The sequence below is a fragment of the Streptomyces sp. NPDC056361 genome, assembly GCF_042262805.1.
GTDB lineage: Bacteria > Actinomycetota > Actinomycetes > Streptomycetales > Streptomycetaceae > Streptomyces.
In genome coordinates this window covers 51,559-70,648 of the sequence record NZ_JBHJQI010000020.1, presented here as the reverse complement: position 1 = coordinate 70,648, position 19,090 = coordinate 51,559, and the positions used below count along the sequence as shown (strand labels likewise).

Here is a 19,090-nt window from a genome sequence, read left to right as displayed (position 1 = left end):
CCTGCCCCCGATGCGCACTTGTGCACTCCGGCGCCTCTGTCTGTCCGTGACGTGGGCGGCCTCACCACCGTCTTCGACCCGAGGGCCTCAGGGCCTCACCGTGAACCCGTGCGTCAGGCCAGGAGGCGGAGAGTGGAGTCCCCGGGGATGCCGTCGGCGTCCGTTCCGTCGAAGCCGCAGCGGCGCTGCCAGGCCGCGTAGGCAGCCTTGGTCTTCGTGCCGAAGGAGCCGTCGGCCCAGGGGGCGGTCAGGAGGCCCTCGGCTACCAGGGCGCGTTCCACGGGGAGGACGTCCGCGCGGTGCAGGGCCGAGCCCTGCGGGGCGGTCGGGTCCCTGCGGGCCGCGGCGAGGAGTGCGGCGAAGCGCGGGCCCGGCTTCCAGTAGTCCGTGAACGGTCTGTTCGCGCGGGCCAGGACCTCGACCTGGACGCACACGCGTCCCGTCCGGTTGGTGCGCGTGGAGCCGTCGTTGCGCAGGGCGCGGGCGCTGCGGTCCAGCGGCCCGAACTGCCCCAGGCGGTCGGTCGTGGGGTCGTACAGGAGGTGCGGCTCGGCGTCGATGCTCATGAGGTAGGCGCCGACCGACTCGAAGGCCGCGTCGCCGGCACCGCTCTCGGTGGTGTGCCACACGGCCCGGGGCGGTGCGTCCGGTGTGTCCATCGGTCCGCCGATGGTTCCGTCGCCGAGTCGCTCCGCCCCGGAGATCCAGCTGATGGCCATGATCGGCCCTCCCCCTCTTGTCGGCCCGGAGGGCAGAGGCTGGCGGGAGTGCCGTGCGAACCGCGTGCGAAGCACGTGCGGGGAAGGTGACGTTCACGTGCGCCCGTGCACGCATCTTGCGTTGATCCGACGCTTATGGACTTCTGGAACACTCCGGCCCAACACTTCGGAAACCGGCGCAGCGTCGCGCCGGAGGGGGGAATTCTCGATGGCGGAGGACAAGGGGTGGGACCTGCACGTCCTGGGAGGTCTGGACGTGCGGTGCGCGGGGCGCGACCTGCCCGTGGGAGGAGCGCGGCAGCGGGCGGTACTGGCCATGCTGCTCATGTCCTGGGGAAGATCGGTGCCGTTGGCCGTGCTGGTGGACGCGGTCTGGGAAGGCCGGGAACCGGCCAGCGCCGTCAACACGCTCCAGACCTACGTCTCACGGCTGCGCGCCGTCTTCGCCGCACCGGCCCAGGCTCCGGCGGCCGGGCCCCGGATCCGGGGAGTCCCGGGCGGCTACCGGCTGGAGGTGCAGCCGGATCAGGTCGACGCGCTGCGCTTCGAGCGCCTGCTGACCGCCGGTGGCCACGAACTCGCCGCGGGCCGTGCGCAGTCGGCGCACGAGCTGCTGACGAGGGGCCTCGCGCTGTGGCGGGGACCGGCGTACGGCGATCTGAACGCGCTCACCGCCGTCCAGGCGGAGGCGTGCAGGCTGGAGGACCTGCGGGTCCGGGCCGTCGAGCTGCTCGCGGAGGCGAACCTGACGCTGGGGCGGCCCGAGGCGGCCATCGCCGGTCTCCAGGGGCTCGCCCTGGCGTACCCGCTGCGCGAGGGGGTACTGGCCAGGCTCATGAGCGTGCTCCACCAAGCCGGGCGGCGGGCCGACGCGCTGGCGACCTACCGGGACGCCCGGCAGCGCATGATCCACGAGCTCGGCGTCGAGCCCGGGGCCGAGCTCAGCGGCGTACACCAGCGCATTCTCGGTCGTTAGCCGTCACCCCTCATCCGTCGCATCACATTCTCTGCACGCGTTCTGCACGTTCTCTGCACAGCTGCCGGTCCAGACTCGGCGGGCTCGTCGCCGGGACGCTCCCCGGCGGCCGGCCGGTCACGGACGGGGCCCGCGGGCGCCGCCGGAAGGGGGACATGGGGACATGGGGCTGCCGTTGGTGCTCTGCGGGCCCGTACTGCGCCGGGTCGACGCCGAGTCGGTGACCGTCTGGCTCGCGCTGCGCGAACCGCGCCGGGTGACGTTGACCGTGTACGCGGACGACGACACCGACGGCGCGGGTTCCGGTGAGTTGATGAGCGGCCACCGGGACACCGTGCGGCTGGCCGCGCGCTGCCACGTGGTCGCCGTCACCGCCCGCATGGCGCAGGGTGCCGCCCTGGCCTGGGGCGAGATGTACCGGTACGACGTGCGGTTCGAGACGATGCCCGGGCAGGCGGCCGTACCCTCGCAGACGCTGTACTCGCCCGGCGCGGTGGCCGACACCAAGGAGGCCGCGCGTCACCGCCTCACCTACTGGGGGATTCCGGGCGCCCCCGCGCTCCCCAGCTTCACCACGCCCCCCGACGACCTGAACAAGCTGCGCGTCCTGCACGCCTCCTGCCGGAAGCCGCACGGCGGCGGCGTCGACGGCATGGCCACGATCGACCAGATCCTCACCTCCGACGTCACCTCGCTCGAACGGCGTCCGCAACAGCTCTTCCTGACAGGTGATCAGATATATGCCGACGACGTCGCCGACGCGCTGCTGCACGTCATCGGGGAGACCGCCACGGAGCTCGGCGCCGTCGCCGAGGTGCTGCCGGGCGTGCCTCCGGGCGATCCGCGTCTCGCCCCGGGCAGCCGGCTCCCCCTGATCAAGGGTCCGGCCGGGCTGAACTCCGACGAGGGCCGCAGCCATCTGATGACCTTCGCCGACTTCTGGGCCATGTACCTGCTGGCCTGGTCGGACGTGCTCTGGCCGGAGACCTGGCCCGACTTCGCCACCGCCTGTCCGACCGCCGCCGCCCGGCTGGCCGCGCTGCGCGCCAAGCAGGACCCGACCGGCGCCGAGAAGAAGGAGCTCAAGGAACTCGCCAAGGGCGAGAAGAAGTTCGGGGAGCAGCTGAAGGAGCTGGACTCGTTCCGGCGGACCCTGCCCGACGTCCGCCGGGCGCTGGCCAACATCCCCAGCTTCATGATGATGGACGACCACGAGGTCACCGACGACTGGTACATCATGCGCCGCTGGGTGGACCGGGCGCTGCGCTCGCCCCTCGGCCGCCGCGTGATCCAGAACGGCCTGGCCGCCTACGCGGTCTGCCAGGCCTGGGGCAACACCCCCGAGCGGTTCGACCCCGTGCGGGAGGGCGGGCAGCGCGGTGCCGAGCTGCTCACCGCGCTGTCCACCTGGGACCGCCGGGCCGGGGAGACCGAGGGCTGGCTGCAGAACCGGCTGAGCCTGCCGACGACCCAGCCCCTCGGCGCGGACGGCGTGCCCGCGCGCCACCCCGACGCGATGGACTGGCACTACACGATCGACTGGGCCAAGCACCGGGCGATCGTCCTCGACACCCGCACCTGGCGCGCCTACCCGCCTGGCCCGGACGACCCCGCCGCGCTCCTCTCCCCGCAGGGCCTGCTCCGGCAGATATCCGACCTCCCTGCGAACGCGGAGGAACCGCTCACCTTCCTGATCTCGCCCGCGCCCGTCGTCGGCAACCCGTTCATCGAGGAGTACCTCCAGCCGGTCCTCGCCAAGCTCCCCAAGAAGTCCGCGAACATCTTCACCTCGCCGGACGAGGAGGGTCACTGGGGCCGCCTCTTCGCGGACAGCGAGGCATGGGGCACCAACGAGGACTCCTTCGAGCGCCTGCTGGCCCGGCTGTTCACCCGGGGCAGCCCGTCCGCTCCGTCCCTGCGCCGCCGCCTGATCGTGCTGAGCGGGGACGTCCACTACGGGTTCGCCGCGACCCTGCGGTACGCCGGGACCCGGCCGTACCTCCTCGAACAGGACCAGCAGACCTACGGCGTACTGGTCCAGTTCACCTCCAGCTCCCTGAAGAACGAGGAGCTCAAGACCCTGGCCATGCACCACCAGTTGACCCGCGAGTTCGAGCGGCAGGCGGTGATCCAGGCCGGGGTCCTGCCGACCACGGGCAAGGTCGGCTGGCGCAACGCCACCGGCTCCCTGATGGCGATCGGCACGAACGGCGTCGGCGTGTGGACCGTGAAGGGCTCCCCCTCGGTCGGCAAGGAGAACCTCTCCACGGTGCTCCTGAAGACCCCGGAGTGGCGGTACGGCCTGAAGTTCCTCAGCCACCGGGAGGCCGAGCCGTCCGACGCGCAGGCCTCGCTCCCCCGCCCCCGCCGGCCCGTCCCCGGCAGCCGCACGGACGCGCTGGCCCAGCGGTCCGTCGCGGCCCGCGACCACAGCGCCGGGTACTGGCTCTGGGGCAGCGGCAAGGACGTCGTCGGCGTCACCAACATCGGCGAGATCGAGGTCGACTGGCGCCCCGGCGCCCCCAAGCAGGCCATCCAGCACCTGTGGTGGCGACCGAAGGCCGACAAGCCCGCCGGTCCGCTCACCCGGTACGTGGCCGACCTCGCGTACGCCGGGTTCCAGCCCGACCCGCGCCACCTGGCCCTGCTCCTCGACCGGCTCGGCGGCCCCGTCCCCGCCCTGGACGCCTGGGTGTACGTCCGGCCCGTCGGAGCGCCGCAGCCGGTGCTGCTGCGCACCCGGGAACAGGGGCTGCTTTACGAGGCTCCGCCGCAGTCGGCCGGTTCGCCGGACCCCTGGCGGTACGCGGTCCCCTACCGGCCCGAGCCGGGCCTGACCGCGGAGGTCGCGTACAGCTTCGGCGCCCATCCGCTGCCGCCGGACGTCCTCACCGACGCGTCGCTCTACCAGCTCCGTACGGTGCCGAGCGGGCCGCCCGGCGACGACGAGCCGGTGGGGATCACCCTGCCGGACCGGACGCTGGCGCTCACCGCGCCGGCCGAGCTGTCGGTCTGGCCGCTTCTCTGGGAACCCCCGGCGGCGGACCACGCCACCCGCGGGCTGCCGCAGGGCGCGCAGCTGTGGACCGACCCGGGCGGCGTCGGTGGCGCCCTCACCGTCACCGAGGGCGCCCCGGCCCCGGCAGGGCCCGCACCGGTCCGGCGCGGGCTGCGCGTCGAGGGCACGGCGGGCCCGGGGGCCGTCGAGGTCCGGCTCCAGGTGCGCACCCTCGCGGGCGCGCGGGTGCCGCTCGCGGCGGAGAGCGACGGCTGGGTGCGGGCCGTCCTCGGCACCGACCAGGGCGGCCGTCGCACCTTCCGGGCCGTGCTCCAGCCGGCGGCGGCCGATCCGCCGCTGGGCACCGTACGCGTCTTCGTGGACGCCCCGGGTCTGCCGGTCGCCCGCACGGACGCGTTCACCGTCCAGCTGTGCGGCGTGCAGCTAGACCTGCGGACGGAGCCGCAGAGCGAACCGGCACCGGCCGACGAGCGGATCGTGGTCGACTTCGGCACCTCGCCGCTGGCCGACGCCCGCGCGCTGGCCGGGGAGGCCCGCGCCCGGCGCATGGTGATCCATCCCCTCCAGAACCGGGTGCGCCCCATCGTGGACCTCGGCAACTACGTGCTGCGCCCGCAGATGCCGCTGTGGCTGGGCGAGGTGCAGCTGCTCGGGCTGACGGCGGCGGAGCTCACCGGTCTGCTCCAGCGGCGCTTCTTCCGCGCCCACGGCCTGTCCGGCACCCCGCCGCGCGGCGATCGGCTGCGCCTGGAGTTCTCCTGGCGGCTCACGCTCGGCTGGGACGGCCCCGACATGAACGCCCGTGCGACGCCCGCCGAACTGAACCCGGGGATCCACCACGCGTACCGGTACGACTCCGGGAACGTCTCCTGCGCCGTCGAGCTCTCCTACGGATCCGACGGAGCCCTGCTCGCCCCCGACGGAACCCGCCTGGTGCCCGGTCCGGGCGGCGAGCTGCCCGGGGCGTACCGGCCCGCTCCCGTCCCCGGGCCGCCGCCCAACGTCGACCGGCACCTCCCGGAGGTGCGTCTCGGGCGGCCGCGCGGCTGGGGACGGCAGTCCGGCGCGCCCCGGTATCCGTCGCTGGTCATGGAGTTCGCCCCGCGTGTCGTCGAGGACGGACGGGAGAGCGTGCGGGGCGGGGACGGCGGTCTCGTCGTCGGCGCTCTGACCGTCGACGGGAAGCCGCTGGACGGCGGCGCCAAGTCAGTGGAAGGCGGCGGGGATCCTCCCCTGCTGCGGCTGCCCGACTTCCGGGTGACCGGCACCAACCCGGCCGATCCCCAGGCCGTGGCCGCCCTGGTCGCCGAGCTGGTCGACCGCTACGTGGCGGCGTACGGCGGCGCGACACGGGTGCGGCTGCTGTCGAAGGAGTGCTGGCGGGCCACCGTACTGAAGATCGTCACCGCCGAGAGCGGCCCTCCCGGCACCCAGCACTTCGAGACCCGCGCCTCCCATCGCCTGACGCACGCGGGCGGCGGCTGGTTCTACGGCCGTGAGCAGGGCATGCCCCGGTTCGGCCCGCCGCACAGCTACGGCCTCGGCCAGCTGGACAACTCGCAGCGCGGCGGGGCCACCCCCGACGAGGTGTGGAACTTCCTGGAGAACCTCCGGGGCGTCGTCGAGACGGTGATGGGCGAGAAGGCCACCCGCGCGTACGAGCACCTGGGCGCCGCTCGGTTCCCCGACGACCGGCGGCACCGCGCGATCTACCAGCGGGAGATCGTCCGCCGGTACAACGGCGGCTCCGAGTTCGCCGTCGTGGACGGGGTCTGGCAGATCAGCCCGAGCCTGGCGCCCACGGAGGGCGGCAAGCCGAACCCCCGCCTCGACTATCCCAACCGGGTCCTCGGCACGGTCGTCGAATACGCCAAGCCCTGGCCCATCGCCTTCACCGCGGACTACTTCCCACCCGAGACGGGGACCCCATGACCGACCCCATGCCCGAACCCCAGGGAGACAACGCGCAGGGTCGGCTGCTCGAAGAGCTGACCGCTCTCCTGGCCCCGCTCGACCTCGCCGCCGTCAACCCGGGCCGCCGCAAGGAGCTCCTCGACGAGCTCGGCTGGGACCTGGCCGCGGTCTCCGGCATGCCGGCGGAGGAGTTCACGCAGTGGCTGGCGGCCGTGGCGGAGCTCGTCGGGCGCCTGGCCGAGCTGGCGAAGAACCCGCCGTCGAGCCTGGACGAGCTGAAGACCGCTCTGGAGTCCGCCCGGGGCGCGTTCGACACGGTACGGAACCTGCCCCCGGCGCTGCGGTCGGGTCCGCAGCTGCCGCCGGCCGAGCTGCTCGCGGAGGACCTGGTCACCCATCTGACGGTCCGCTTCCTGGAGACCCGGCACCCGCTCGGCTATCTGGTGCTCGTGCTCCTCGGCGTGGTCACGCCCGCGGCGGACCGCCCCGCCGACCCGCCCTTCCCGGCCCCGCCGCTGCTGCCGGTCCGGCAGCAGCGGTCCCGGCCGCGCCTCGACCTGAAGCGGCTGTCCGATCTGGTCTCCGACCCGGTGGGCACCCTGGCCGCGCTCTACTTCCCGGCCGGATTCGACTCGGCCGCCTCCGTGCGCGCGGGCACGGACCTGCTCTTCCCGAGGCTGAAGGCCCTGCTCGACCACCTCGGTCTGCCCGCGCTGTACGGGCTGCCGCCGGGCGCCGGTCCCGATCTCGGGGAGATCGGTGCCGAGCTGGCCGCGGGCATGCTGACGCTGGGCCGGAGCACGCTGGTCGACGGGGTCGAGGTCCGCGCCGGTGCGACGATCGGCCTGGACTCCGCCGAGGAGGGCGGTCTCGGTCTGCTCGTCGTGCCCTCGGCGGCGGTGTCGCGGGAGTTCGACGCCGGAGGATGGCAGATCACCTTCCTGGCCGAGGCGGGCGAGCTGCCCTTCGCCCTCGGCCCGAGCGGCCTGACGCTCCCCGAGGGGGTCCACGGTGCCGTGTCGGCCTCCGTCACCGCGGAGCGTCCGGGGACGAAGGGCCGTCCCGCCGTGCTGCTCGGCAGCGTCTCGGGGACGCGCCTGGAGATCGGCGGCATACGGCTGAGTGCCGGTTTCCGGTTCGATTCCGACGGCGAGGACGACGACGTCGCGCTCTCCGTCGACTTCGACGACGCCGTCCTGGTCGTCGTCCCCGGCGACGACGCCGGTCCCCTCCAGTACCTCTTCCCCGAAGAAGGGCTGCGCGTCGAGGCGGACCTCGGCCTGGGATGGTCGCTGCGGCAGGGCCTGACCCTGCGCGGCGGCGCGGGCCTGGACGTGCCCCTGCCCGCCCACCTCTCGCTGCCCGGCCTGGACGTCGACGGCGTCCACATCTCCCTCACGGCCGGTGCGGAAGGGCTCGCCCTGTCCGTCACCGCCGGGGCCGTGCTCCGCCTCGGTCCGGTCACCGCCGCCGCCGACCGCATCGGCATCACCGCCCGCCTCGGCTTCCCCGAGGGCGGCGGCAACATCGGCCCCGCCGACGCCGACCTCGTCTTCCAGCGGCCGGCCGGCCTCGGGCTGGCCGTCCGCTCGGGACCGCTGACCGGCGGCGGCTACCTCTTCGCCGACCACGAGCGCCACCAGTACGCCGGTGTCCTGGAGCTCCGCTTCCAGGCCATCGCCGTCAAGGCGGTCGGGCTGCTCAGCTCCACCCCGTACGGCTTCTCGCTCCTGGTGATCGTCTCGGCCGAGTTCCCCCCGCTCCAGATCGGCTTCGGCTTCACCCTCAACGGGGTCGGCGGACTCCTCGGCATCAACCGGTCCGCCGATCTCGAAGCCCTGCGGTCGGGGGTCCGCTCGGGCGGCCTGGACGCCATCCTCTTCCCGCCCGACCCGGTGGGACGGGCGGCCGAGATCGTCTCGACCGTCGACAAGGCCTTCCCGGCGGCCGAGGGCCGCTACGTCTTCGGCCCGATGGCCCGGCTCGGCTGGGGCAGCCCCACCCTCCTCACCCTCGACCTGGCCCTCATCCTCGAACTGCCCAGTCCCGTCCGGCTGCTGGTCCTGGGCCGGCTGAGGATGGCCCTGCCCGACGAGCAGCACGCCGTGGTGCGGATCAACATGGACGTGCTCGGCGTGGTCGACTTCGACCGGCGCGAGGCGTCCGTCGACGCCAGCCTGTTCGACTCGCAGGTGGCGGGCTTCGCGCTCACCGGGGACATGGCCATGCGCGCCTCGTGGGGGTCGAGCCCCTCGTTCGCGCTCGCCGCCGGCGGCTTCAACCCGCGCTTCCAGCCGCCTCCCGGATTCCCCGCCCTCAAGCGCATGACCATCGCCCTCGCGAGCGGCGACAATCCGCGCATCCGACTGGAGTCGTATCTCGCCCTCACCTCCAACACCGTGCAGTTCGGCGGGCGGATGGAGGTCCATGCCAAGGTCTCCAAGTTCAGCATCTCCGGCATGCTCTCGCTCGACGCGCTGGTCTGCTTCGACCCCTTCGGCTTCACCGTCGACATCGGCGCGATGGTCGACGTCCGGGCCGGCGGCACCTCGCTGCTCGCCGTGATGCTCTCCCTCACGATCACCGGGCCGCGCCCCTGGCGGGTCACCGGCCATGCCAAGTTCACGATCCTCTTCGTCAAGGTCACGATCCCGGTCCGGCTCACCGTCGGCGACGCGCGGCCGTTGCCGCCGCCTCCCTCGGTGGGGGTCTCCGCCCTGCTGGCCGAGGCCTTCGCCGATCCGCGCAACTGGAGCGCCCAGCTGCCCTCCGAAGGGGCCGAGGCGGTCACCCTGCGCCGGATCGAGCCGAAGGCGGGCGAGGTCCTCGCCCACCCGCTGGGCACCGTGACCGTCACCCAGAAGACCGCCCCGCTCGGCGTGCGCGTCGACCGCTTCGGCAACGCACCGGCCTCGGACCCCGGTGTCCACCGGGCCGTGGTCTCCCTCGGCGGCGCCGCCACCGCCGCGCCCGAGACCGTCACGGAGCTGTTCGCCCTCGGGCAGTTCCAGGAGATGACCGAGGAGCAGAAGCTCGCCGCCGCCTCCTTCACCCGGCTCCCGGCCGGCTACCGGTTCGGCGGCACCGCCCGCCGGTTCGACACGGAGGCGCCCGCCGCCTACGTGCCCGCGTACGAGGAACTCCTCGTCGACGACGTGCGCCGCCCGGCCGCCCGCTCGGCCGCCGCGGCCCCGCTCACCGGCCCCGAACTCGGCCTCCTCGCCCGTACCGGCTCCGCCGGGCGGGCCCCGATCCGCTCCGCGGGCGCCGCCGGCTACCGGCCGCGCACCGCCCGGCCCCTCATCACCCTGGTGGACGCATGACAGCCCGACTCACCTTCCTGGCCTGGGTCCGCGAAGGACTGGCCGCGCAGACCACCACGGCGGACCCGCTGTCCGGACCGCTGCCCGGGAACGCCACCGTGCGCGCCCAGGTGCGGGTCGACGAGCAGCCGGGGACCGGGATCGACCTGCGTCTGTACGGCCCCGGGGCCGTCACCGGCATCGACCGCCGGCAGGTGATCCGCAGCGAGCCCCCGGAGGGCACCAGCCGTTTCGAGCCCAACCACCTCGTGTGCGTCGAGTTCGACGCCCCCGGCCTGCCCTGGGAGTTCACCCCGGCCGCGCCCGACGCCCAAGGCCGGCTGCGGCCCTGGCTGGTGCTCGTCGTCGTCCCCGCCGACCGTGCCGTCCTGTCCCCGGGGAGCCCTCTGCCCACGGTCGACATCAAGGACGCCGACCTGCCGGATCCGGCCGAGTCCTGGGCCTGGGCGCACGCCCAGGTGGCGACCGTCGGCGAGGAGTCCGTCGCGGACGCGCTCGCCGGCCTTCCCGAACGGACCCTGTCCCGGCTGGTGTGTCCGACCCGGCTGCGGCCCGGCACCCGCTATCTCGCCGCCGTGGTCCCGGCCTTCGACGCCGGTGCGCGGGCCGGCCTCGGCACCGTACAGACCGATGAGAGCGCACCTCTGCGCCCGGCGTGGGAGAGCGGGGCCCGGCACGCCTACCTGCCGGTCTATCACCACTGGGAGTTCGTCACCGGCCCGGAGGGCGACTTCGAGGCGCTGGCCCGCCGGATCCGGCCCGCCGGACTGCCGGAGGCGAGCACGCTCGGCCCCCTGGAGCTCGGCCCCGAGGGAGTCCCCGGACTGCCGGACGCGACACCGACCGTCAGCCTGTCCCGGGGCGGCGCCCTGCGCCCGCCGGGCAGCACCCCGACGCCCTGGCCCGAACTCTCCCTCCAGGCGTACGAGCAGCTGATCACCCGGCTGACCGGGCATCCGGCCGACCGGCTCGGTCCGCCCCTGTACGGCGCGGTGCAGGCCGCCGCCGACACCGTGGAGCAGGCTCCCTCGTGGGTGCGCGAACTCGCCCTGGATCCGCGCCACCGCGTGGCCGCCGCCCTCGGCGCCCAGGTCGTCCGCGACCAGCAGGAGGAGCTGATGTCGGCGGCCTGGGAGCAGGCGGCCGACGCGCAGCGGGCCAACCAGGCCCTGCGGCAGACCCAGTTGGCGAGGGAGCTGAGCCTGTCCCAGTACAAGCGCAGGTTCGCCGGGCAGCCCTCGGGGGCGCGGGCGGGAGCCGCCGCGAGCGCCGCCACCGGGGTCACGCGGCTGCTCCAGCTCAGCGGTCCCGTCCTCGACCGGGTCGATCTGCCCGGCGGCCAGGGCAGCGCCGCGGACGCCTGGAAGGACAACAGCACCGTCGGGGCCACCCTGTCGACGCCGTTCCGGCGCGCCACCCGCACGACCGGGCCGCTCGGTCGGCGCCTCGGCGGGGCGCAGGCGGCCGTCGCCGAGGCGGTGGCCTCGGGTGCCGCCACGGCGACCCCGCCGCTCGCCCCGCCCGACGGCACCGTGCGCTTCGACGACGTGGCGGGGTCCCGGGTCCGGCTCGACCTCGTGGGCCCCGACGGCCTCGGCAGGGCCCCTCGCTGGTGGGACCCGGTCCAGCCGCACGCCGCGGCGGTGGCGGAGACGGAAACGGCGGCGGAGGCCCGGCCCGAGGCTGCGGAAGCCGCGGAAGCCGCGCCCGTGCGGTCCTTCGCCATCCCCGTCCCGACCGCGACCCCGATGAACGCCCGCGTCTTCGACGACAACACGCTGTTCGTCGGCGGCCAGGACCGCAAGCTGTACGCGCTGGCGTACGACGGCGCGGAATGGCGCTGGCAGCACCACTGGGACGACGCAGGCGGGCGCGCGTACGCGCCGCTCGGCCGGGTGACCCGCACCTCGTCGATGATGCTCTACGACGCCTACGGCATCACCGAGCGGCGCTGGAACGGCGACCAGTGGGCGTGGCTCACCAAGGCGAGCGGCCGGATGACCTCCCTGAGCGGCAGCCTCGTGATGCGCCAGGGCCGTTCGGTCATCGGCTGGGTGTGGACGGGCATGTCCGGGAACCTGTTCGGCGAGGCCCGGCGGACCCTGCGTTCCTGGGAGTGGACCACCCAGTCCCCGGGCAGCCGGCTGTACTACTTCTCCGGCGGGTTCGGTGCGCCGCAGCGGAACGAGACCCGGTGCTGGGTGCTGGGCGGCACGGACCAGACCACCGCGCTGTGGCAGTTCGACTGGGTGTACCGGCGCGGCGGCGGGTCGCGCTGGGAGTGGCAGGAGCACGGCGCGCCGCCGAACGCCCAGGTCCAGGACCTCGGCCCGTCCGTGGACGACAACAAGCTGTTCCTGACCACCCGCGACGGCCGGCTCTTCGAGCGGTACTACACCAACTGGACGTGGTACTGGGTGGATCACGGCACCCCGCCCGGCACGACCTGCCGGAGCATCCTCGGCGGCGCGTCCGGCACCCCGGACGTCTTCGTCTCCGGCGCCAACGGGCGGCTCTACCAGCGCACCTGGACCGGCGGCTCGTGGCAGTGGCGCGAGCCCGGTCTGCCGCCGGGGCACGGCGCGGTGCGGCCGATCGCCTGGATGCCGTCCCGGCGCACCGTCTTCGTCGCCACCGCCGACTCCCCGTACGGCGAGCGCCTGTGGTCGGCCTCCGAGTCGAACGGCGTGTGGACCTGGGTGGCCAACCACGGGTCCCCCTCCGACCAGCGGGGCAAGGGCGGCTACCGGGACGAGCCCGTCGCGCGACCGGAGTGGAAGCTCCCGCTCGGATTCATGTCGGACCTGGTCGTGGCCGGGATCGGCAATCCGCAGGGCGAGAACGCGATCCACCACCGGGTCGGCCGCGACCTGGGGTTCGAGGGAGAGGTACGCGGGGGCTGGGCGCCGCGCCAGACCAAGCCGGGCTGGACCGGCGGCGAGAGCCAGGGCCTCGGCATCGCCGTGGGCCAGGTCACCGCCACGGGCCGGCCCGACCTGGTGGCCGCGTGGATCGACAATCCCACGGGCCCCAACCGGCTGTACTACCAGGTCGGTCGTGACCTGGACCGCGACGGCGCGGTCACCGGCGGCTGGAGCGAGACCCGCAGCGCACCGGTCCCGGTGAACGACGCCGTGTACGGGGCGGACGCCGCCCTCGCCGACCTCGACGGGGACGGCCGGCCCGAGCTGATCGTGGCCTACGCGACCCCCAAGGCCCTCTACTACCGCATCGGCTGGGGCCTGGACACCGACGGCAAGGTCACCCGCGGCTGGAGCGACTCCCTCCGCGTCCCCTGGAGCGGCGGCCCCGTCACCGCCGTCGGCATGGCCCTCGCCGACACGAACGACGACGGGCTGCCCGACCTCGTGGTGGCCATCGCCCGGTCCGACGGCGCCACCTCCCGCGTCCAGTACACGGTCGGACGCCGGATCAACGCGCGCGGTCTGCCCGCGGGCGGCTGGACCTCCTGGCGGTCGGTCGGCGGTGGCCCCGTGCCGCCCGGACTGTGCGGGCTCGGGCTCGCGGTCACCGACATCACCGGGTCCCGGTACGCCGACCTGATCGTGCTCCACCTGCACGACATGCCGGGGGAAGCCCCCAACCAGGCTTGGTTCCGGCTCGGCGAGGACTTCGACCGGATCGGCGGCGGCGGGCGGCAGTGGACCGAGTCGCGGCCCGTGCCGGAGTGGCCGGATCCGTACAACCAGGGCACGGCCGTGGCCGTCGCCGACCTGGACCCGGCGCTCACCGACCGCCGCAAGGGCATGGGCAACGCCTTCATCGAGGCCGCCGTCCGCCACCAGAAGCGCGTGCTCGCCGCGATGGACCTGACCCAGGGCGAGCGGCCCAAGCCCGTGGACCGGCTTCCGGACGTGGCCCGGCAGGTCCGGGGCGGGCTCGACCCGACCGACGCCATCACCTCGTCGCTGGCCGCCCGGCTCTCCGTACCGCTCGCACCGCCCGCGGCCGTCCTCGCGGCCGCCGCGGCGCCCGACCCGCTGCGGCAGCTGTCCGTCACGCCCCGCTTCGACCGGCCCATGTACGAGGCCCTGCGGGACCTCGGGCAGGAGCTGCTGCTGCCCGGCGTCTCGGCGGTCCCGCCGGACTCGGCGGTGCTCCTGGAGCCGGACCCCGCCTTCATCGAGGCGTTCCTGACCGGCCTGAACCACGAGATGAGCCGCGAGCTGCTGTGGCGCCGCTATCCGACCGATCCGCGCGCCACCTTCTTCCACCGGTTCTGGGACAACCACGAGGTGCCGGGCGCGGCACCGGACATCGGGCCGCTCGCCGACTGGTCCCCGACCGGGCCGCTGGGCAGCCACGGCACGTACGGCTCCGACTGCCTGGTCCTGGTGCTGCGCGGCGAGCTGCTGCGCCGCTACCCGGGCACCTCCGTGCACCTGCGGCGGGCGATCTGGGAGCAGGGGACCGGGCGGCGCGTGCCGGGGACCGAGACCCGGCCGCCCCGGTTCTCCGGCCGGATGGAGCCGGACCTGTGGTTCTTCGGCCTGCCGGTGCGGGAGGCCGACGCCCGCGGCGGCGGGGAGGACCCCGGCTGGTACGTCGTCCTGGAACAGCCCCCCACCGACCTCCGGTTCGGGCTCGACGACCCCGCGGGCCCCGGTGGCGCGCCGACGTCCTGGGCCGACCTGCACTGGGGGAACCTGGCGCCCGACGCGGCCGCCGCCGAGCGGCTGCGGCACGTCCCGGCCACCTCGGTGCTGTCCACCCTGCGCCTCGACGGCCTCGAATGGGGGCGCAACAGCGCCCACTTGGCCCGCATTCTGCTGCGGCGGCCCTTCCGGGTGATCCGGCACGCCTCCGCCCTGCTGCCCCAGCGACCCGCCGCACTCCGTGAGGACCCGCGATGACCCCCGCACCCGATGTGACCTGGCCGCTGCCGGCCCAGTGGCCGCTGGCGCTGCTGCCGGTCCGTCTCGAGACCCGCTTCACCGACACCCACCTGCTGGTCCGGGTGCTGCCCGACACCGTCCACGTGGACGGCCACGAGCCGCGCCTCACGTCCGAGGAGCGGTCCTGGGGCGGCGACTACTGGGACGCGCCGGGCGCCGAACCGTGGCGGCTGCTGTGCGAACTCGCCGGTGCGGAGCGGGCCGTCTGGATCGCCCGGGTCACCGAGCCCTACCTCGACGGCACCACCTGGAAGCGGCCCGTGCCCGCTCCCAAGGACCTCGACGAGGACTGGACCCGGCCCGCGCTCGCCCGGGCCCTGCCCACCCGCTGGTACGCCACCGCCCGCCGGGGTGCCGAGACCGCCTACGGCAGGTCGTCGGAGCGCACCGCCACCCCGCAGGTCGGACCCGACCCGCGCCTCGACCTGGCCGGAGCCGCGCCGGAGGCGCCGCCGACGGGCCCCGGCCTGCGCTGGCTGACCGACTTCGACGCCGCCGTCGACGCCGGCATGGCGCTGCGCGTGGAGCTCTCCCCCGCGATGCGCAGGGACGGGGCCGTCGACCAGCTGGTCGTGTACGGCGTGGACGAGCGGTCCGACGCCGACGCGGGAGCCCGCACCCTCGGCAGGCTGTTCGACGCCCACTTCCACTCCCACGGCCTCGGCTTCGTTCCGCCCGGCACCCCCACCAACAACACGCCCGACGCCCGTTCCGGCTACGACCCGCGCGACCCGGCCGCCGTCGCCGACCTGCGGGTGCGGGGCGCCGAGGACGCCGAACCGGCGGACCTCGACAGCAACGCCCGGGCCACGGCCCTGGCGCTGGGCGTGCGGCTGCGCGCGCAGGCCGGCGACGACCTGCACGACGCCCGGGGCGGGGCACCCTCGGCCTCGCCCACCGCGCTCGCCCGGGCCCGGCACGCCGTCGAGCCGCAGGCGGCCGACGGCCGGCACATGAACACCGCCACCTGGTCGGCGAGCTGGGGCTACTACCTCAGCCAGCTCCTGAACGGCGTCCTTGACGAGGACGACCTCGCCTTCACCCGCCGCCACTTCGTCGACCACGTCCGCGCCGCCGGACCGCTGCCCGCGCTGCGCGTCGGCGACCAGCCGTACGGAGTGCTCCCCGTCCTCGCCTCGCGCCGCCCCTGGGGCGCGCCCGGCCGGCAGCGGAAGCTGTGGGAGGTCCTCGACCACCTGCGCACGGCCCACTGGCGGCCGCAGTCGGAGGAACCGGAGGCCGTGCCCCGGATCAGGCGGGACGATCCTGACCCGGACCAGACGATGCTGCGTATCTTCGCCATGGAGCCGGTGACCGCCGAATGGCGGGCCCGTTCGATGCTCGGCCTGGAGTACGTCACGCACCTGTGGCGGTTCGGGAGCCTGCGGATGCGCGGCGGCTGGCGGGCCGACGACGCCTTCCTGCACGACGGGGTGCTGGCCGCCCTCGGCATCCGTACCGAACCCCGGGTCTCCCGGGCCACGTTCGCCGACGAGGCGCACCTGGTGACCGGCCCGTACGCCGCCGGGACCGGCGTCCTCGAAGCCCTCCTGGAGCGGGACTACGACTGGAACGAGCTGCGCTGGTGGATCGAGGACGACCCGGCCGGCGCCCCACTGGTGGCGATGGTCCTCAACCAGGCCGCGCTCGGCGAGTGGGTCACCGCCGCCCGCCGCTGGCAGCGGCTGCACGCGCCCCTGCCCTCGTACCTGGAGCCGGAGCTGATCGACGTCCGGCCCAACACCTACGGCCGCCCCGAGCTGGAGAGCTGGCCGTTCACCCGGCAGCTGACCCGGACGGTGACGGTGGGCGGCAGCACCCGGACGGTCGACGCGCACCTGCGGGCGCTGCCCGCCACCGACCCCTCGGTGCGTGACGTGCACGAGTTCCGTGCCGCCGTCACCCACTTCACCCGGCGGCCGCCGCAGACGGCGCTGCGGCAGTTCGCCGGTTCCCTCGACCTCGCCTCGCACCGCCTGGACGCCTGGTTCACCTCGCTGGCCACCCAGCGCCTGTCCGAGCTGCGGGCCGTCCGGCCCTCCGGGGTCCTCCTCGGCGGCTACGGCTGGCTCCAGGACATCCGGCGCACCCAGCCGGTGATCGTGCCCGGCACGGACCCCACGAAGCCCGGCTACCGGCCGGTGCCCGGCGAGGAGGGCCTCCTGTACGAGGGGGCCGCGGACGCGGGTCACGTCCACGCGCCGTCCACGGCGCAGGCGGTCACCGCGGCGGTGCTGCGCAACGGCTACCGCAGCCACCCGCGCGGCCAGGGCGCCAATCCCCTCGCGGTGGACCTGAGCGCCGACCGCATCCGGCAGGCCGAGTGGCTCCTCGACGGCGTCCGGCAGGGCCAGCCCCTCGGGGCCCTGCTCGGCTACCGCTTCGAGCGCCGCCTCCAGGAACACCCGCTCCGCCCGGGCCTTGAGGGGTGCCTCACCGCACTGCGCCGGCAGGCCCCCGTCACCACCACCGGACACACTCCGGACGAGGGCGCCCGCGAGGTCGTCTCCCCGCACGGGGTGGTGGACGGCCTCGTCCTGCACCACAAGTACGCGGCGGGCACCCTCGTGCTGCCCACGCTGCCCACGGCCGAGCGCGAGGCCCTCACCGGGCTGCTCTACTCGCTCGGCGAACTGATCGACGCCGTCTCCGACGCCCTGCTCGCCGAGAGCGTCCACCACGCCGTCCAGGGCAGTCCCCTGCGCGCCGGTGCCACCGTGGACGCGCTGTCGCGGGGGACCGTGCCCCCGCCCGAGCTGGAGTTCGCGCGCACTCCGCGCACCGGGACGGCCCTCACCCACCGGGTGGCGCTGCTCGGCAACGCGTGGGCGCCGGCCGCCGAGGAGTGGCCGGTCACCGACCGGCAGCTGCGGGCGGCGGCCGAGCCCGCCCTCGACGGCATCGTCGGCGGGCTCCTTCCCCGACCGGCCGAGGTCCACTGCGAAGTCCGCTGGGAGGACGGCACGCTGCGCACCGTCGACCTCACCGCTCTGCGCTGCTCGCCGCTGGACTACCTGGCCCTCGCCGACCGGCCCGAGGAGCTGTACCTGCGGGTCCTGGGCAGCGTCGCACCCCGGGACGGGCGGCGCCCCGTGGAGGTGACCGGCACCGTCGAGCGCCCGGACGGGGCGGTGTCCCTGGCCGAGTTCGTCGAGTGCCTGGGCGCCGTCCGCTCCCTGGTCGGCGGTGCCCGCGCGCTCGGCCCGGCCGATCTGCGGGTCGCCGGCACGGAGGAGGCCGCCGGTTTCGACGCATCCGACCTGGAGCGCCGGGCGGACGCCGCGTCCGCCGCGCTCGCCGACGTCGAGAGCGCCCTGAACGGCGACCCGGATCTCGCGGTGGAGTTGGACCGGGCCGCGAACCTGGGGGTGATCGGCGCCTACTGCCCGCCGGACGCAGACGCGGACCGGCTCACGACCGCGGTCACGACCGTCCTGGCGGAGCTTGCCCGGCGCCGCCATGCACTCGCCGCGCTCGCCGAGGGCTTCGACCGGACAGCCGCCACGCCGGCCGCCCGCGTCGAGCACGACACGGCGCGGCTGACCGCCGTGTTCGGCCCCGGCACGCGCGTGCTGCCCCGCTTCCTGGCCGGCTCCCCCGATACCCTGCGGACCGCCCTCGCGGGGAGCACGGCCACGCAGGGCGGCGACCCGCACGCGGTGCGGACCTGGCTCACCCGGGCCGCCCGTGTCCGCCCCGGACTCGACCGGTACGAACAGGCCGTCGGTTACGCCGACGCGCTGCGCGGAACCCCGAGGAAGGCTCCGCTGGTGGCGCAGCTCCCGTACACCCCGGGCGAGCGCTGGGTGGGGCTCCCGGGCGACGGCACCGGGGCGAAGCCACGCACCGGCCTCGTCCTCGACACCGCGCCCGGACTCGACACCGCCCGCCCGTTGTGCGGCCTCGCGATCGACGAGTGGACGGAGGTGCTGCCGAACGCCGAGGAGACCACCGCCATCGCCTACCACGCAGAGACCCCCGGCCAGTCGGCCCCTCAGGCGATCCTCCTTGCGGTCGCCCCGGCCGGAACCCCGCAGTGGGGCTCCACCCTCCTTGAGGAGACCCTGCTCGACACCCTGGACCTCGCCCGCGTCCGCGCCGTGGACATCGAGGCGCTCAGCGGCGTCGGGCAGTTCCTGCCCGCGCTGTCCTTCCCCCTCAACCGTGACGGCGAGACCGCCTCCACCGACTTCTCCCGCCTGGGCGTACGAGACTGACCGAAG

6 protein-coding genes are annotated in these 19,090 nt (G+C 74.8%); 5 read left to right on the top strand and 1 reads right to left on the bottom strand.

Annotation, left to right across the window (positions count from 1 at the left end; translation table 11 throughout):
* Positions 1–113 precede the first annotated feature (113 nt).
* Entirely contained in the window at positions 114–719 is a 606-nt protein-coding gene (locus ACFCY7_RS09380) for a peptidoglycan-binding protein (protein ID WP_376482839.1), read from the bottom strand.
* A gap of 208 nt (positions 720–927) precedes the next feature.
* Between ACFCY7_RS09380 and ACFCY7_RS09375 the strand changes: the two genes are divergently transcribed.
* From ACFCY7_RS09375 to ACFCY7_RS09355, 5 genes are all read left to right on the top strand, one after another.
* Positions 928–1,695: a BTAD domain-containing putative transcriptional regulator gene (locus ACFCY7_RS09375; RefSeq protein WP_376482838.1), complete on the top strand. Its 768-nt coding sequence runs from the start codon at positions 928–930 to the stop codon at positions 1,693–1,695.
* 163 nt (positions 1,696–1,858) lie between these two features.
* Entirely contained in the window at positions 1,859–6,646 is a 4,788-nt protein-coding gene (locus ACFCY7_RS09370) for a hypothetical protein (RefSeq protein WP_376482837.1), read from the top strand.
* Complete coding sequence (locus ACFCY7_RS09365; protein ID WP_376482835.1) at positions 6,643–9,951, top strand: DUF6603 domain-containing protein; 3,309 nt, start codon at positions 6,643–6,645, stop codon at positions 9,949–9,951. The genes ACFCY7_RS09370 and ACFCY7_RS09365 overlap by 4 nt, the downstream gene beginning before the upstream one ends.
* Entirely contained in the window at positions 9,948–14,825 is a 4,878-nt protein-coding gene (locus tag ACFCY7_RS09360; protein ID WP_376482834.1) for a hypothetical protein, read from the top strand. Before ACFCY7_RS09365 ends, ACFCY7_RS09360 begins: the two co-directional genes overlap by 4 nt.
* Positions 14,822–19,084, top strand: coding sequence for a hypothetical protein (locus ACFCY7_RS09355; RefSeq protein WP_376482832.1), 4,263 nt, complete (start codon positions 14,822–14,824; stop codon positions 19,082–19,084). The genes ACFCY7_RS09360 and ACFCY7_RS09355 overlap by 4 nt, the downstream gene beginning before the upstream one ends.
* Positions 19,085–19,090: the final 6 nt, after the last annotated feature.

Bases quoted from the DNA above. Each gene is read 5' to 3' on its own strand.
- ACFCY7_RS09355 (WP_376482832.1), top strand. From the start codon at position 14,822: ATGACCCCCGCACCCGATGTGACCTGGCCGCTGCCGGCCCAGTGGCCG.
- ACFCY7_RS09360 (WP_376482834.1), top strand. From the start codon at position 9,948: ATGACAGCCCGACTCACCTTCCTGGCCTGGGTCCGCGAAGGACTGGCC.
- ACFCY7_RS09380 (WP_376482839.1), bottom strand. From the start codon at position 719: ATGGCCATCAGCTGGATCTCCGGGGCGGAGCGACTCGGCGACGGAACC.
- ACFCY7_RS09375 (WP_376482838.1), top strand. From the start codon at position 928: ATGGCGGAGGACAAGGGGTGGGACCTGCACGTCCTGGGAGGTCTGGAC.
- ACFCY7_RS09365 (WP_376482835.1), top strand. From the start codon at position 6,643: ATGACCGACCCCATGCCCGAACCCCAGGGAGACAACGCGCAGGGTCGG.
- ACFCY7_RS09370 (WP_376482837.1), top strand. From the start codon at position 1,859: ATGGGGCTGCCGTTGGTGCTCTGCGGGCCCGTACTGCGCCGGGTCGAC.